The 16,887-nt window shown below is 45.0% G+C and carries 12 protein-coding genes; 9 read left to right on the plus strand and 3 right to left on the minus strand.

Features of this window, described 5'->3' with window-relative positions; all coding sequences use genetic code 11:
- The first annotated feature begins 62 nt into the window (after nt 1-62).
- The 5 genes from ACPW7N_RS12080 (at nt 63) to ACPW7N_RS12100 (ending at nt 5,185) form a co-directional block, all read left to right on the plus strand.
- A complete protein-coding gene (locus tag ACPW7N_RS12080) occupies nt 63-1,286 on the plus strand; it encodes a branched-chain amino acid ABC transporter substrate-binding protein (RefSeq protein ID WP_425651341.1) in 1,224 nt (407 codons plus the stop codon).
- A gap of 144 nt (nt 1,287-1,430) precedes the next feature.
- The gene (locus ACPW7N_RS12085; RefSeq protein ID WP_425651342.1) at nt 1,431-2,372 is read left to right on the plus strand and encodes a branched-chain amino acid ABC transporter permease; all 942 of its coding nucleotides are present in this window, start codon (nt 1,431-1,433) and stop codon (nt 2,370-2,372) included.
- A gap of 10 nt (nt 2,373-2,382) precedes the next feature.
- Nucleotides 2,383-3,657, plus strand: coding sequence for a branched-chain amino acid ABC transporter permease (locus ACPW7N_RS12090; RefSeq protein ID WP_425651343.1), 1,275 nt, complete (start codon nt 2,383-2,385; stop codon nt 3,655-3,657).
- A 26-nt stretch (nt 3,658-3,683) separates the two neighbouring features.
- Entirely contained in the window at nt 3,684-4,460 is a 777-nt protein-coding gene (locus ACPW7N_RS12095) for an ABC transporter ATP-binding protein (RefSeq protein WP_425651344.1), read from the plus strand.
- 17 nt (nt 4,461-4,477) lie between these two features.
- Nucleotides 4,478-5,185 (plus strand): ABC transporter ATP-binding protein, encoded by a 708-nt coding sequence (locus ACPW7N_RS12100; protein ID WP_425651345.1) that lies wholly within the window; start codon nt 4,478-4,480, stop codon nt 5,183-5,185.
- A gap of 58 nt (nt 5,186-5,243) precedes the next feature.
- On the opposite strand, the gene ACPW7N_RS12105 is transcribed toward ACPW7N_RS12100, so the two are convergent.
- On the minus strand, nt 5,244-6,362 hold the full coding sequence (locus ACPW7N_RS12105; protein ID WP_425651346.1) for a flavin monoamine oxidase family protein: 1,119 nt from the start codon (nt 6,360-6,362) through the stop codon (nt 5,244-5,246).
- Nucleotides 6,363-6,624: 262 nt separating this feature from the next.
- On the opposite strand from ACPW7N_RS12105, the gene ACPW7N_RS12110 reads away from it, so the two are divergent.
- The 4 genes from ACPW7N_RS12110 to ACPW7N_RS12125 all read left to right on the plus strand — a co-directional run bounded on the left by ACPW7N_RS12110 (nt 6,625) and on the right by ACPW7N_RS12125 (nt 14,683).
- Nucleotides 6,625-7,137 (plus strand): phage tail protein, encoded by a 513-nt coding sequence (locus ACPW7N_RS12110; protein WP_425651347.1) that lies wholly within the window; start codon nt 6,625-6,627, stop codon nt 7,135-7,137.
- A gap of 22 nt (nt 7,138-7,159) precedes the next feature.
- The gene (locus ACPW7N_RS12115; RefSeq protein WP_425651348.1) at nt 7,160-7,672 is read left to right on the plus strand and encodes a phage tail protein; all 513 of its coding nucleotides are present in this window, start codon (nt 7,160-7,162) and stop codon (nt 7,670-7,672) included.
- 18 nt (nt 7,673-7,690) lie between these two features.
- Nucleotides 7,691-8,233: a phage tail protein gene (locus ACPW7N_RS12120; protein ID WP_425651349.1), complete on the plus strand. Its 543-nt coding sequence runs from the start codon at nt 7,691-7,693 to the stop codon at nt 8,231-8,233.
- A 63-nt stretch (nt 8,234-8,296) separates the two neighbouring features.
- Complete coding sequence (locus tag ACPW7N_RS12125; protein ID WP_425651425.1) at nt 8,297-14,683, plus strand: tandem-95 repeat protein; 6,387 nt, start codon at nt 8,297-8,299, stop codon at nt 14,681-14,683.
- A gap of 45 nt (nt 14,684-14,728) precedes the next feature.
- Here ACPW7N_RS12125 and ACPW7N_RS12130 read toward each other — a convergent pair whose 3' ends face one another.
- Nucleotides 14,729-15,271 carry a pyridoxamine 5'-phosphate oxidase family protein gene (locus ACPW7N_RS12130; RefSeq protein ID WP_425651350.1) on the minus strand — a complete coding sequence of 181 codons (543 nt, stop codon included), beginning with the start codon at nt 15,269-15,271 and terminating at the stop codon, nt 14,729-14,731.
- 187 nt (nt 15,272-15,458) lie between these two features.
- Complete coding sequence (locus ACPW7N_RS12135) at nt 15,459-16,667, minus strand: branched-chain amino acid ABC transporter substrate-binding protein (protein ID WP_425651351.1); 1,209 nt, start codon at nt 16,665-16,667, stop codon at nt 15,459-15,461.
- Nucleotides 16,668-16,887 lie beyond the last annotated feature (220 nt).

Below are 16,887 nucleotides of genomic sequence, written 5' to 3' on the forward strand. Positions count from 1 at the left end.
GCTAGATCAAATTTGGTGTCACAAATAAGAGTGACTGATAGAAAAAGGGGGATTTAATGGGTATGAAAAAGACTCAACTCGGTTTTCTGACGGCGGTATTAGCTGCTGGTATGGCTCTCACAGGTTGCGGCGGTGCGAACAACGCTGGTGGCGGAACTCCAGCTCCACAGCAAGGTGGTTCTGGAAGCAGCGGTGGTGCTGCTACAGAAGGCGGAAAAATCAAAATTGCAACACAAACTCCACTCTCTGGACCACAATCTTCTTTAGGGGATGCAATCAAAACTGGAGCTGAGTATGCGCTCAGTCTTCAAAAAGAAGAATTCAAGAAGTTAGGCTTTGATGTGCAACTATTCCCACAAGACGACCAGGCCGACCCGAAACAAGGCGTAGCGAATGCGGAGCTGTTGATCTCGGATCCGGATGTTTACGGGGTAGTTGGCCACTTGAATACCGGTGTTGCGATTCCTTCATCTGTGAAGTATGAAGAGGGTAAACTAGTCATGGTTTCCCCAGCAAACACTGGTGTGAAACTGACAGAAGAAGGCAAGAAATCAGTTCACCGTATTTGCGCTCGTGACGACTCTCAAGGTCCTAAAGCTGCAATCTATGCGAAGAACCAACTAGGCGTTAAATCAGTATTCCTGATTCACGATAAAACTGCTTATGGGCAAGGTCTTGTAGACCAAGTTAAAGCACAGTTTGAAAAAGATGGTGTTCAAGTTTTAGGTTTCGAGGGAATCACTCAAGGGGAAAAGGATTATAGTGCCGTTCTCAATCAGGTAAATTCCAAAAACCCTGACATGGTCTACTTCGGCGGTATCTACTCCGAAGCTGGTATCGTAGTTAAGCAAGCTCGTGAAAAAGGCTTCAAAGGCTACTTCATGGGTGGCGACGGTATCGACTCATCTGACATGATCAAAATTGCTGGTCCTGCAGTTGAAGGTGTAGTATTTACTTCCGTTGCTGGTGACGTAACACAAACAGAAGAAGGTAAGAAGTGGGCTGCCGAATACGAAAAAGTAATGGGCAAAAAACCTGAAACTTTCTCTGTTTACGGTTACGACAGTATGAACGTAATCTTGAATGGTTTGAAAGAAGCAATCAAAGCAAACGGTGGCAAGAAGCCTACTCGTGAGCAAGTATTGGATGCAGTGCACGGCACAAAAGATTTCCAAGGCCAATTCACAAAGGTTTCCTTTGATGAAAAAGGCGATAACCAATTCGCAGACGTATTTATCTACAAATATGAAAAGGATAAATCCGTCTTCGTAGGTAAAGCTGAATAATAACATCATTAGATTTCGTCGCAGCTTATTCTTAGCCTCATTCACCACACCGTATGATTTGGGGGCGACACAGGTTGTCGCTCCCTCATTTATGGTGAAAAATGAGTCAAGATAGAGACTTTAAGAGAAAAGAGGGAAAAGACGATGCTCAGCATACTACCTCAGGTACTGGTTGATGGACTAACCCTCGGGTTTATGTATGCCGTCGTTGCGTTAGGCTACACGATGGTGTACGGGATTCTCGAATTTATTAACTTTGCCCACGGAGAAATTTTCATGGTGGGTGCATTTGTCGGTACTGAAGTTTTATTAATTACCGATGCTGTTGGCAAAGGAATGAACCCTTATCTAGCGTTTATACTTTGCTTAGTAATTGGTAGTGTTTTCACGGGAGCGCTCGGTGTCGGTATCGAACGGGTTGCATATCGTCCATTACGTGGTGCACCACGTCTCGTACCGTTAATTTCTGCGATTGGTGTATCTTTCTTATTGCAGGATTTGGTTCGTTTCACAGAAGCAATTACACGCAATGAGTTTTACTTGAATTCTCCATCGTTATTCCCTGGCATGTTAGATATGGGATTTGCCAGCATCCCGATTAAAGCATTAATTGTAATCGTAATTGCAATCGTTATGATGGTAACTTTGACGCTGTTCGTTAACAAAACTAAGTGGGGAATCGCCATGCGTGCTGTAGCGCAGGATCAGACTACTGCATCGCTGATGACTATAAACGTTGACAAAGTAATCATGCTGACATTCTTGATCGGTTCTGCATTAGGGGGAGCAACGGGCGTACTATTCGCTCAGAACTACGGAACCATTGACCCGTATATCGGCTTTATCCTCGGTCTGAAAGCATTTACTGCTGCTGTACTTGGCGGTATCGGTAACCTTCGTGGTGCAATGGTGGGTGGGGTGCTTCTTGGTTTGTTAGAATCACTTGCAGGTGCTTACCTTGGTCCTCTTACAAATGGTGCATTTGGTGCAGAATATAAAGACGTATTTGCGTTTTCAATTCTAATTTTAGTGCTTTTGTTCAAGCCAGAAGGATTATTTGGCGAAGCAGTAAAAGAGAAAGTGTAGGTGAGAGAACGTGGCAAACATTTTTAGCTCGATTTTTAAAGACAAGAAAATACCGCTTCTCTTTACCATCATCTGGGTAGCTGTATTTTCCACCGCATTATTTCTTTTGGACAAGTCAGTAATCGCCTTTATGGGTGTTTTATTCTCCATTATCATCGTGTATTACACCAACACATCCAAAACCATCCGCTTCATTCTGGGAGCTGCCATTTTGCTCTTGATTATCCCGCTTGTCGCTGGGGATAATCGCTATTACATGGAGGTCGCTTCTCAGGTTGGCATTTATGTAGCGATGGCACTTGGTCTTAACATTGTAGTAGGTTTTGCGGGTCTCTTAGACCTTGGTTATGTTGCTTTCTTTGCGGCAGGTGCTTATGCCTATGCGATCTTTGCTACTTCACAGGCAAACGAATTCATCCCTGGAAATATTTTTCCGCTTAGTGGTGACTGGTTCTGGCCGTTCCTGATCGTCGGATTGATAGTCGCAGCAGTATTTGGTATCCTGCTGGGTCTTCCGGTTCTTCGTGTAAAAGGGGACTACCTCGCCATCGTAACACTTGGATTCGGGGAAATTATCCGCATCATCTTCAACAATCTGGATAAACCGATTAACATTACGAATGGTCCGCAGGGACTTACCCCGATTGCTTCACCGGAATTGTTCGGCCTGAAGATGAGTACACCGTTTTATTTCTACTTCATTACGCTGTTCGTGATTGCCTTTATCGTATTGGCAAATATACGCTTCGAACATTCTCGTTTGGGCCGTGCCTGGATTGCGGTACGTGAAGATGAACTGGCTGCCCAATCAATGGGTATCTCTCTTCTTCACACAAAGCTTGCGGCATTCGCAACGGGTGCATCATTTGCCGGTGTAGTTGGGGTAATCTTTGCAGCCAAGCAAACGTTCGTTGACCCAACTTCGTTTACCCTGATGGAATCCATCGGTATTCTTGTCATGGTTATCCTGGGTGGCAGCGGTAGTATTCCTGGTGTTGTATTGGGTGCTGCGTTCGTGACGGTACTTCAAGTTCAGTTGCTTAAAGAGTTCTCGAACTTCCTTCATTCGTTGCAACAAGCAGGAGTTATTGACTTGCCTAGCCAGCTCGACCCATCCAAGTTTCAACGTATGGTCTTCGGTATCATGCTGATCCTGGTTGCCTTGTACCGGCCGAATGGTCTCATTCCGGCGAAGCGTAAGAAAAACGATATCGATGGAATTAAGCAAAGCGGCTTTGCTGGCATAAAACAAGGCATCTTGGCGAAAATTACCGGCGGCAAATAGATCAAGCCAAAAGGAGGGGCATCAAGATGGCACTATTAGAAGCAAATGGTCTGACGAAACGATTCGGTGGACTCGTAGCGAATCAGGACGTCACAATTCAAATAGAAAAAGGTACAATTACGGCGGTTATCGGGCCAAACGGTGCGGGAAAGACTACTTTCTTTAACATGATTACGGGCTTCTACGTTCCTGATGAAGGGGATGTTTTATTAAACGGTAAAAGCATTAAAGGCTTACGCCCGGATCAAATCGCAGGGCGTGGAATCACTCGGACATTCCAAAACATCCGTCTGTTCAAAGAAATGTCTGCACTCGAGAACGTAATGGTTGGCGTGCACAGCCGCTTATCTGCTGGACTTCTCGGTATCTTGTTCAATACGAAGCGTGTCCGTACAGAAGAAGAAAAGGCAAAAGTTGAGGCATACCAGCTTCTCGAGTACATCGGAATTGAACATGTTGCCAACGAAGCAGCAGGAAGTTTGCCGTACGGGTTGCAACGTCGATTAGAAATTGCACGTGCATTGGCGACGAACCCGCAAATCATTCTTTTAGACGAACCCGCAGCGGGGATGAACCCTCGTGAAACAGTGGAAATGACTGATTTTATCCGTAAGCTGAAAAAAGAATTAGATCTCACCATCATTTTGATTGAGCATGACATGAAGCTGGTTATGGGTCTTTCTGAATATATTCACGTTCTTGACTACGGACGTAAAATTGCAGAGGGAACACCTGAGCAAATCCGGACGAATCCAAATGTAATTGAAGCATACCTTGGCAAAAGTGCTACGGAAGTGTCGTAAGAGGGGAGGAACAAACGATGGCACTATTGGAATTGCAAAATGTCCACACCTATTACGGCGGGATTCATGCGCTTAAAGGGCTCACGATTAAGGTAGAGCAAGGGGAAGTTGTAACCCTGATCGGATCGAACGGTGCGGGCAAATCGACAACGTTGAAAACCATTTGTGGTCAAACAAGACCTCGTGAAGGCAAAGTGTTATTCAATGGCAAAGATATTACTGGCATGAAAACACATGATGTAGCATTATCTGGAATTGCTCACGTTCCAGAAGGGCGTCGTATATTTCCTAAGTTAACAGTGAAAGAAAACCTGGAAATGGGTGCATTCTCTGTAACGGACAAGAAAATTATTGATGAAGGTATTGAACGTGCATTCCACTATTTTCCTCGTTTAAAAGAGCGGATTGAGCAAAAGGGTGGAACGATGTCCGGGGGCGAGCAGCAGATGCTTGCGATTGCCCGTGGGTTAATGATGAAACCAAAAATTTTGATGTTGGATGAGCCTTCCATGGGTCTTGCGCCAATTCTGGTTGAACAGATTTTTGACATCGTAACGGAGCTGAATAGAGAAGGCATGACGATTCTGTTGGTAGAGCAGAACGCCAATCAGGCGCTTTCTGTGGCTCACCGTGGTTATGTAATTCAAACAGGTGAAATCATCCTTCAAGATGACGCCAAAGTGCTGCTTACGAACCCGCAAGTTCGTGAGGCATACTTGTCTTAATCATCACAATCAAAAAACGGATACAATGCAAAAAAAAGACGAGTGAAAACTCGTCTTTTTACGTTTTCAGCAGTTGGATGATCTTCTCTGCTTCACGAACCCCCGAAAGATAAGCACCTTGTACACTGGCGTAGTCATCTGGGTTTGTTGCTTCGCCTGCAAAAAACAGGCGGTTGTCTACGGATTCAGCTAGGGCAGCCATGTCTTCTGAAGTGGAATCCGCATGATGAAGTGTATAGGAACCTCTTGCATAAGGATCTGAAGCCCAGCGAGTGATTTTGCTACTAAGCGGGTAAGGGATGCTGTTCCCGTACTTCTGCCCAAGAGATTTCATTGCTGCGTGAACGATCTCATCATCAGACCATTTTTCCAGTTGATGTGTAGATGTGGATGAGAAAGAGCCGAGCAGTACAGGTTGTTTCGTGTATTTATACACATTTAGAAACTCATTGAATTGACTCTCCACCCCGCCGCTGCCAATCGACACAAGGTTTGCATCTTTTTCCCAAAAGACCTGTGGGAACTGAAGGTAAAGTTTGTTGAGCACACCGGTAGTTAAGCGATTGATCGCTGTTTGCTTGTTTTCGGGCAGGGCAGGTCGAAAAGCAATATCTCCTGATTTCAATACTCCCAACGGAAGGGTAACTACAGCGTGCCTAGCTTTAAACACGTCGCTATATGTTGCAATCTTCACACCCTCATCACTGTGCTGAACGTGATGAACAATCTGATTCAAGCGAATATTCAAGCCGTTTACAAGACTACCGATGATTTGATCAAATCCTCTGAAAAAGTTGGATGCCTCTGATTGGTTTACTTCATACTTTTCAGCTAAAAAGCGAACCGGATTACCATAATCGATGCCATGAATCCAGGACGATCCTAAATCGAAAGGCGTTTCGGAAGTGTAGTCTGTCCAGATTCGGCCACCAACCCGATCACGTGCTTCCAGAACAAGTGCATTTAGCCCATGTGACTGGAGAGTATGAGCCGCAGCCAATCCGGAAACTCCTGCTCCAATGACAATCACATCAAGATTGTCTGGTATTGGATGAGTGGCTGCCTGAGCCATTCGACTGTCAAAAAAAATATTTGCTACGTCTCCCCAAAACAAACCAGTCAAAGTGGAAGTAAGGCTGAATTTGAGGAAAGAACGCCTGCTTACATTATGAGTCATTCTTCATACCCCTTTAACCATAATTAGATGGCATGCTCCCACAAAAAGGAAGGCCTAAATATATAACATTGTTATATCACACAGCAGAATGATAAATCTATCAGTAATTCTAAAATTCTGACATATTATATTGACGAAATAAATAGTTTTTCCTAAAATGGGAATATATCCCGTGATAATCGTCACAACGTACCCAGCCAATTGCCAAGACAGGGCTGGGTTTTCATATGACTATTGAATCAGAGAGGAGACAAGGAAAATTATGGCTTACTTAGGAGAAATTCGAATGTTTGCAGGCAATTATGCACCTGCTGGTTGGGCTTTTTGTGATGGTACTGAATTATCGATAGCGGAATACAGTGAACTATTTGCGATCATAGGTACCGCATATGGCGGTAACGGGCAGGATACTTTTGCCTTGCCTAATCTTCGTGGAAGGGTCCCTGTTCATGCAGGTACCAACAATGCCACGGGAACAAATTATACCCTCGGACAAGAAGGTGGGGTAGAAGATGTTACGCTTACATCCAATCAGATTCCCGCACACACACATACCCCGCTAGCCGTAACACAGGCTGGACTGAAATCACCGGCAGGCAATATCTGGGCAACCCTTCCATTTACAGGGTATTCAACTGTGACGACCAGCTTGCAGCCGATGAAAAATACCGCCATACAGCCTTCAGGAGGAAGTCAACCACATTCGAATATGATGCCCTCGCTATCGATACACTTCATCATTTGTTTGTATGGAGAATACCCAATACCAAATTAATAGAAGAAAGTGGTGGTAAGAAATGTCAGAACCTTATTTGGGAGAAATAAGAATTTTTGCTGGTAGCTTTGCTCCGAAGGGTTGGGCATTCTGTAATGGACAACTATTGCCTATCAATCAGAATCAGGCCTTGTTTTCCTTGCTTGGTACGGCCTATGGCGGCAATGGCATGACTACCTTTGCCTTGCCGGATTTGCGTGGCCGCGTTCCCGTTCATTTCGGTCGTTTAGGCGATGAATATATTCTTCTTGGTCAGGCTGGCGGAGAAGAGGGTCATACACTCAGCATTCAGGAGCTTCCTGCACATACCCATTCCGTGAATGCATCCTCGGGTTCTGCTACAGAGGTTTCACCAAAAGATCGGGTATGGGCAGAAAAAGAAAATGCCTATGGAGCATTGACACTGCCGACAAATTCCATGCATGCGTCGGCTATTTCTTCCGTAGGTGGCGGTCAGGCGCATTACAATATGCAGCCATTTTTGGTGCTTAATTTTATCATCGCACTGCAAGGAATCTATCCTTCACAAAATTAGCAAAGGAGTTGAATGGGAATGGTGGATGATGCATTTATCGGAGAAATCCGTATGTTTGCAGGTAATTTTGCACCACAAGGCTGGGCGTTTTGCAATGGGCAATTGTTATCAATTGCGCAGAATACAGCACTTTTTTCCATCTTGGGAGTTACGTATGGAGGAGACGGCAAAACAACCTTCGCTTTACCAAGCTTGAATGCTCGCGCTCCCATGCATGCAGGTCAGGGGAGTGGTCTTACTGATAGAAATCTGGGAGAAGCGGTTGGCTCATCTACTGTTACTTTACAAACCAGTCAGATTCCCGCGCACATCCATCTAGCCAATTGTGTAGACAGTCCCGGAAACACCAATCAACCGCAAGGAGCAGTATGGTCACAAGTACCCGCCCAAGGGAAATTTGTCAAGAAACAAACGCCTATGTACAGCGATACACCAGATGCACAGATGAATATAGCGGCACTGTCAACTACAGGAATGGGACAACCACACTATAACAGACAGCCATACCTGGGAATCAGCTTTATTATTGCCCTAGTTGGTGTTTTTCCGCCAAGATCATAGTTCGTACGGTATTGCTGATATAAGAAGTTAGTGAAACTGATATAGGGAGGGATCGGATTGCCTGTGATTTGGCAGTTTCAAAAAGTAAGAAGAGTACTGGTTGGCTTATTGACCTCTTTGCTTTTGGTAGCAGTGATTTGCATACAATCAACCTATTCAGCCTCCGCATATCTCTGGAAAAGTCCTGGTTCAGCAGGTACAACCTATAGTCTGCAAGGCCTCCATTATGGGGGAGGCGAATGGCTTGCATTGGGGATATCCAACACGATCGTTACCTCCTCGGATGGAAGTGGTTGGACCAGATACAATCCATCGGGTGCTTTCGGAGAATGGAATGATGCCTACTTTGATGGGAACCAATGGATACTGGTCGGAGGAAACGGGAAAATCTACACGTCATCAGGGAGTTCGGCTTCTACAAACAGTTGGAGCTCTAAATCACCATCATCGCATAATGATTTACTAGCGATTACATACGGTTTGAACAATAAGTATTATGCTGTAGGATACGATGGGGAAATCTGGGATTCCTCAAACAAAGAAACGTGGAATGCTCAGACACCATTAAAGAACTCTTTTTCACAAGAAACTAGCAGTCGGCTAACTGATATCATTTATGCGGATGGTCGGATGGTCATTGTCAGTGAAAGCGGGAGCATTTACGTGTCCGCTGATGGGGTTACCTGGACGTATGCGAATAGTAATGTGGCGTCTTCTCCCCTGTATAGCGTGACATATGGCAATGGGAAGTTTGTTGCCGTGGGCGAGAATTCCGTTTCCTATTCTAGCGATGGGAACGTCTGGAATAAGGTAACTGTACCAGGAAATCCGCTGTACTCGGTTACATACGGTAACGGTAAATTTGTTACTGTTGGGGCGGGTGGAGCGATCGTTTCCTCGACAGACGGGATTACATGGAATACCACAGAAACATCCAATACGACGAGCGATTTTTACTCCGTAGCTTATTCTGCTGAGCAGCAACGATTCGTAACAGTCGGAGATAACGCAATCATCAGAACCCAATCACATAACACACAATTGAGCGGATTATCGGTCAGCAGTGGAACACTGACCCCATCATTTACACCAGCTACGACAGCCTACTCGGCCAACGTTGCAAGCAATGTATCAAGTATAACAGTAACACCTGTAAAAGCAGATGTGGAGGCGTCTGTCGAGGTACGAGTCAATAGTGGTGCTTATACACCAGTCACAGGAGCAACAAGCGGAGATTTAAGCCTTGCTGTGGGTGCCAATACGATTGACCTCAAGGTGAAGGCGCAGGATGGGGTTTCCGAAAGGACGTATACGATTACAGTTACACGTGCTGCTCCCAATGCATCTCCAACGGATATTACCCTGACGAATAATCAGATCTCAGAGAATGCTGTGATAGGAACAGTGATCGGAACTCTCGGTGCAACCGATCCAGATTCGGCTGGACCATTCGGGTTTAGTCTTGTTGCAGGCGATACAAGTGCGTTTGTGATAGACAACGGTGTGTTGAAATCCAATGCGGTCTTTAACTATGAAACCAAAAATTCGTACAACGTGACAATTCAGGTGACTGACCCAGGTGGGGCTACCTACAATAAGCCTTTTGTCATTACGGTTACGAATGCAAATGATGTTCCTGTCGTAAGCGATAGTACGAAAACAGGTACAGAGGATGCAGAGCTAGCTTTTAGTGCAACCGATTTTACAAGCAAATTTTATGATGAAGATAGTACTTCCTTAAACAAAATACGGATAGAAAGTCTTCCTGCCAATGGGGGACTTATGCTGGACAATGCGGCGATTGGTCCAACTAATGAGATTACCGCAGCAGATTTATCCAAGTTGAAATTTGTACCGTCGTCTAATTGGAACGGAACAACATCCTTTACGTGGAAAGGTTCGGATGGTGTCGCTTACTCTGCTAGTGCGGCAACAATTACGATTCAACTTACTGGGGTAAATGATGCTCCGAGTGTAAGCAACAGCACCAAGGAGGGTACAGAGGATACGGAGCTATTCTTTGTGGCAAACGACTTCCTTGCACACTTCTCCGATGTGGATCAGACAGATACGTTACAAGGTGTGCAAATTACCAGTCTGCCTGATAAAGGCACAGTAAAGCTGAATGGGAATGCAATAGCTCTCAATCAGGTGATTCCGGTGGCTGACCTGTCCAAACTGAGTTTTGTGCCACCAGCGAACTGGGATGGCTCCACGAGCATTGGTTGGAAAGGAAGCGACGGCAACCTGTATTCTGCTGATCCTGCAACGTTGACGGTTCAGATTCTAGCGGCAAATGACCTGCCAACGGTAAATGACAGTACGAAGGCCGGTAATGAAGATGTCGAAATCACCTTTAAGCTGGATGATTTCACAACGCTCTTTACAGACGAAGAAGGAAGCAGTTTGGCCAAGATTCAGATTGTGACGATGCCGTCCAATGGAACGTTAAAAGTAGGGAACACCGTCCTAACAGCGTCCGATGAAGTTGAGGCAAATCAATTGGATCAGCTCCGCTTTATTCCTTTGGCTGATTGGAACGGGACAACATCCTTTACGTGGAAAGGCACGGATGGTAGTGACTACTCAGCAAGTGCGGCAACACTCACATTGCAATTGGCAGCGGTCAATGACGCTCCTACTGTAAGCAACAGCACGAAAGAGGGCACAGAAGATACGGAACTGTCGTTTGTCGCAGATGACTTCCTGGCGGCATTTTCCGATGTGGATGCGCTGGCCGTTCTGACTGATGTGAAAATTGTCAGTTTGCCAGAACATGGTGCGTTGAAACTGAATGACACCTTGGTAGCAAAAGACGATGTGATCCCGCCCTCAAGCTTGTCACAACTAAAATTCACCCCTGATCCGGACTGGAACGGCGAGACTCCGTTCCAATGGAAGGGTAGCGATGGAACAGTTTACTCAGTGGATGCTGCTGTTCTTACCATCAAGATCAAAGGAATCAACGATCTTCCTATCTCATCCAACGTACAAAAGAGTGGGGCAGAAGATAGTGAAGCAACCTTCACGACAGATGACTTTAGCAGTAAATTCTCTGGTGGAGATGGCGATAGCCTGAGTAAAGTGCAAATCGTCAGCTTGCCAGCTAATGGAACACTCAAGCTTGATGGCAATACAGTTGCTGTAAATCAGGAGATTCCTGTGGGCGAGTTAACCAAACTCAGCTTCATACCAGATGCTAATTGGGCAGGAACAACCGAATTTGATTGGAAAGGCAATGATGGAACGGATTATTCCATCACCTCGGCTAAAGTAACCATCACGGTCACACCAGTAGACGATGTCCCAACAATCACGTCTATTGCTGACCAATCGATCAATGAAGATGAGGAATCCGGTGACATTTCCTTTACAGTAGGTGACGAGGAGAAACCTGCGGAAGAACTGACGGTAACCGTCACTTCTAGTAATGAAACACTCGTTCCTTTAGCCAACGTGATACTGGGTGGCAACGGTACTACACGGACCATTCGCATCAAGCCTGTGGCGAACATGAGTGGAAGAGCAGCTATTACGGTTCAGGTAAGTGATGGTACAAATACGGCTGATGAATCATTCGATGTGACGGTTGTACCAGTTAATGATGCTCCGACTGTAAGTAACAGCAACAAGGAGGGCACAGAGGATACGGAACTGTTCTTTGTGGAAAACGACTTCCTTACGCAATTCTCCGATGTTGATCAGGGCGATACTTTATCTAGAGTACAAATTACAAGTTTGCCAGATAAAGGCGTACTAAATTTGAATGGCACTGCGGTTTCAGTAAATCAGGAGATTCCTGTTGGCGAGTTAACCAAACTCAGCTTCATACCAGATGCCAATTGGTCAGGAACAACCGAATTTGATTGGAAAGGCAATGATGGAACGGATTATTCTATCGCCTCGGCTAAGGTAACCATCACAATCACACCAGTGGATGATGAACCAACAATTACGTCAATCGCTGACCAATCGATCAATGAAGATGAGGAATCCGGTGAAATTTCCTTTGCAGTAGGTGACGAGGAAAAACCCGCCGAGGAATTGACATTAACCGTCACTTCCAGTAATGAAACACTTATTCCTTTAGCCAACGTGATACTGGGTGGCAACGGGACTTTACGAACCATTCGCATCAAGCCTGTGGCGAACAAGAATGGAAGTGCAACCATCACCGTTCAGGTAAGCGATGGTACAAATACGGTTGATGAAACATTCGATGTAACGGTTGTTTCCGTTAACGACGCACCGGTTGCTACGAATGGCAGCCTGTCAGTGACCGCAAATCAGCCGAAGCAAGGTTCGCTTGCAGCGACTGATAGCGATGGTGATTTGCTTACCTATTCCATTGTTCAGCAAGGTACAAAAGGGAATGTCACCGTAGATGGCAGTACAGGTGCGTATACGTATACACCGTCTCCGGGAGCGACAGGAAATGATTCCTTTACATTCATGGTGAACGACGGGACAATTGACTCCAATACAGCAACCGTAACGGTAACGATTACGAACTTGCCGCCGCCAATACCGGTTTATTACCCGCCAACCATCAGTGATATCGGCAATCAAACCATTCAAGAAGATGAGAGCACAAATGACATTGCTTTCGCCGTGAATGATCCGGATACCAATGTAAAACTCCTGACTGTTCAGGCATCATCCAGCAATACAAAACTGGTGCCGAATGATCGTATTGTTCTCGGCGGCAGCGATCAGAATCGTACCATTCAAGTAGTGCCAGCAGCAGATCAGAGCGGGTCGTCAACCATAACAGTAACGGTGAGTGACGGTCAACGATCAGCAACAGATACGTTTACGATCACAGTGTTGGAAGTAAATGATCCACCGGTTGCAAATAACCAAACATTGGTGATCAAAACAGAGGGCGAGACCAAAGGAACTCTCACGGCTAGTGATGGCGAAGGAAATCCATTAACGTATGTTCTCGTCACTAAAGCTTCCAAAGGGAAAGTGATGATCACCAATTCGAAGAAGGGTGAGTTCACGTATACACCGAATCAAGGAGAGCTTGGTGCAGACAGCTTTACATTTAAGGTAAGTGATGGTCTGGCAGACTCCAATGTGGCTACTGTGTCTATCAGCCGTGAGGGCAACAACAATGCTGATTTACGTGCGTTGAAGGTATCCAGTGGAAAACTAAAACCGTCCTTCAGTGCAAAACGTACAGAGTACACAGTAGAGGTAAACAACAAAGTAGATAGCATCAAGGTGACCCCAACCACTTCGAATAAAGATGCAACAGTGAAGGTCAACGGTGTGGCAGTGATCAGCGGGCTACCGAGTGAACCAATTACGCTTCAAACAGGGGCTAACAAAGTGGAAGTGGCTGTTACAGCACAGGACGGTACCGAAAAACTGTACACGATCACCGTCGAGCGTAAATTTGACCCGATTACTGAAATTGTTCTAAACAAGAAACAGCTCTCTCTGACAGTGGGCGATAGACCTGTTATCTTGAAAGCAGAGGTTAAGCCGAACCAAGATTCCGAGCATCTGCTTGTCTGGACATCCAGTTCACCTGATATAGCCACTGTAGACCAGAATGGCAAAGTTGTTCCATTGGGCAAGGGAACGGCAGTGATCACCGTCTCATCTCCAGATGGAAAGGTAACAGATAGTTGTATCGTGGATGTGAAGGAAGGCAAGGTGCTTGCGTTACTCACTGATCCGACCATGCTTGTCATGCAGCCAGATGAATCTGCAACCGTTCAAGTCAGCGCCTTCTTTGGTAATGAAAGCAAGCGGGATGTAACCAAAGACGTGACGTGGACTACCAAAGATAAAAAGGTAGCTACCGTTTCGAAAGGTAAGATTAAAGCGGTAGGAAAGGGATCGACACTGATTACAGCAAGTTATAAAGGGAAAAAGGCAACCATCCTGGTGAACGTATACGACAAGCTATGGGTGGATGAGAGAGAAGTAGAAGTAACCTTGACCCGAAGCGGATCTTCTTCCTATTCCAATCTAAAGGTGGAAGGTAAGATATTGGAAGATGATGACCTTTCCGTGAAGGTCGTGTATGGCAAATCCGTTTATACTGCCAAAGTCGATAAGGATGAGATGACATTTACCTTTGAACGCAAAATAAAAGTGAACAGCAAAACCTCAAAAGAAATCGAGTTACAATTGAAGCCAAAGGGATCAGACGAGGATGAGCAAGTCATTATACTGCCGATTGAGCTGTTTGATCCAGATAGCATTAAAGTGAAAGAGGGTCGAAATGACTCGTACACGATTACTGGTGAGGTATACAATCCGTCGGTTATCAACAAAATTGAAATAGTGGTTGATGGGGAGGTTCTTTCCATTGGTTCCATACAGAAGAACCAGTTTGAGTTGAAGCTGGCGAAATGGAAAGGTGACAAACTCATCTTAAGAGCTACGGCATACAATGGATTTGTTCAGGAGTATGAAGTGGAAGTAGAGTAAATGTAAGAAGGCAGCCCTGCAAGTACGGGGCTGCCTTTTTTGACACTACCTTCCTGAATCCATCTCTCGTGTACGCCCGGGATAGAACATTTTCTCTTCGTTCACCGGGTTTTCTTTTGCTGTAATCGTATGGGCATCGATTCGATAGACTCCCACGGGGTTTCCTCGGGATGAGCGATATTTGCTCACGTGCTCTCTAGCGAGTGGGCTTTCATAGTAGTTGGGCACGTATTTCGTTAACAAGTGATCCAAAGCCTCGGTAGCTTCTTCTAAATCCGTCACCAACTCAGCATTTCCGATTAAGACAACACTCATAAAAGCGGTATCTGTTTCTGCTGGCACGGGATGAGCAATTGTGCCGTATTCCTCACTTATGGTAAAACAGGCAGATGAATTTTGTGCGATCAGGTCAACTTTTCTCCCGTTAGCAGAACCGTGGAAATAAATCCGGTTGTTCCACCACACATAGTTCAAGGGAATGACATAAGGGCGTGAGCCGTCCGTGAGTCCCAGGTATCCAATTCTAGCTGAAGTCAAAAATGCCTCGATTTTTGTTTGATCTGTACATGCACGCATTAATGGAATCATCGTTATTCTCCTTTACACATTCATTTTACCAATGAGGGTAATTGATTTTTGTCATGGAGAAAAGGGGCAAAAATGGTGAAATCGATGGGGTCAGATTAGCGACAGTAAACCCAAAATCGATATGAAAAAACCCACTTCCGAAATGGAAGCGGGCTTTGGTTGTCGCCGAGCCGAGTTTTATGAATGATTATTGTGTAGCTTCGCCTTTGAATTCAGCTTTTTCTTTGCCGTATTCATAGATATACACTTTGGAGGATTTGTTATCACCTTTTTCATCGAATGAAACAGAAGTGAAGAATCCTTTGAAATCAGTTGTACCACGGACAGCAGCAGCGATTTGTTCACGAGATGGCTTTTTGTTGCCGTTGTCTTTAATTGCTTTTTCGATACCGTTCAAAGCAACGAGTGTTGCATCATAAGCGAATGCAGAGAATGCAGCAGGGTCTTTACTGAAAGTAGTTTTGTACTTCTCAACCCATTTCTTGCCTTCATCTGTAGAACGAACGTCACCAACTACAGTTGCGTACACGATACCCTCAGCAGCAGGGCCAGCAATTTTGTAGATATCATTGGACTCGATACCTTCGCCACCCATCAATTTACCAGCAAAGCCTTTTTCTTTTGCCTGTTTTGCAATGATACCAGCTTCTGCATACATACCGCCGAAGAAGATCAGATCAGGTTTTTTCGCAACTACTTGGTTGATTACTGCGCTGTAATCTTTCTCACCAGCAGTTACACCTTCATATCCCAATTCAGTTACGCCGAGTGCTTGGAAACCTTTGCGCACTTCATCAGCAAGACCTTGTCCATAGGCTGTTTTGTCGTGGATAACGAATACGGATTTGATGCCCATTTTATCTACTGCATATTTTGCAGCAGCAGGGGCAATTTTGTCGTTACGAGCAACGAGACGGTTAACGGTTTTCTTGCCGTCTTCTGTTAATTGAACACCTGTGTTAGCAGGAGATACCATAGCGAGAGTTGCTTCTTCATACTTAACGGAAGAAGGAATAGCTACACCAGTATTGTAGTGACCAATAACAGCCATAACATCAGCGTCAGAAATCAACATTTCTGCATTGGATACGCCTTGTTTCGGGTCAGCTTGGTCATCTTGCGGGAACAATTGAATATCGAATCCTAGCTTTTTGAAGTCTTCAGCGCGATCTTTTACAGCCAACTCAGCGCCGAGTTTGATTCCTTCACCTTCCAATGACTGAGGGCCTGAGAGAGGGCTTTGCGTAGCGATTTTAATTACGCTGGAACCTGTAGCAGCACCGCCGCCAGCTCCGCCTGCACCACCAGCATTTCCTCCATTTCCACAGCCAGCGAGAAGGGAACCGACCAGCAATGATGAGAGTAATACAGAAAGCACCTTATTGCGTTTTTGCATATTTATGCAACCCCCACGTATATAAATATTTTGTGTCTACTTTATTAACATATCAGTTGAAAGCGGTTTCGTCAATGTTTGACAAAGACATTTTGTTAGTAAAATCAGTTTTTCTAAAAAATCAGCAATTTATATTATATAATGTTTCAATTAAAATATAGAGAAAAGTTTGTATTTTCAAATAAATTATTCGCATATTAATTATGTTGCTTTAAAGTAG

The sequence above is a fragment of the Brevibacillus nigriterrae genome (genome assembly GCF_049846925.1).
Taxonomy (GTDB): Bacteria; Bacillota; Bacilli; order Brevibacillales; family Brevibacillaceae; genus Brevibacillus_H.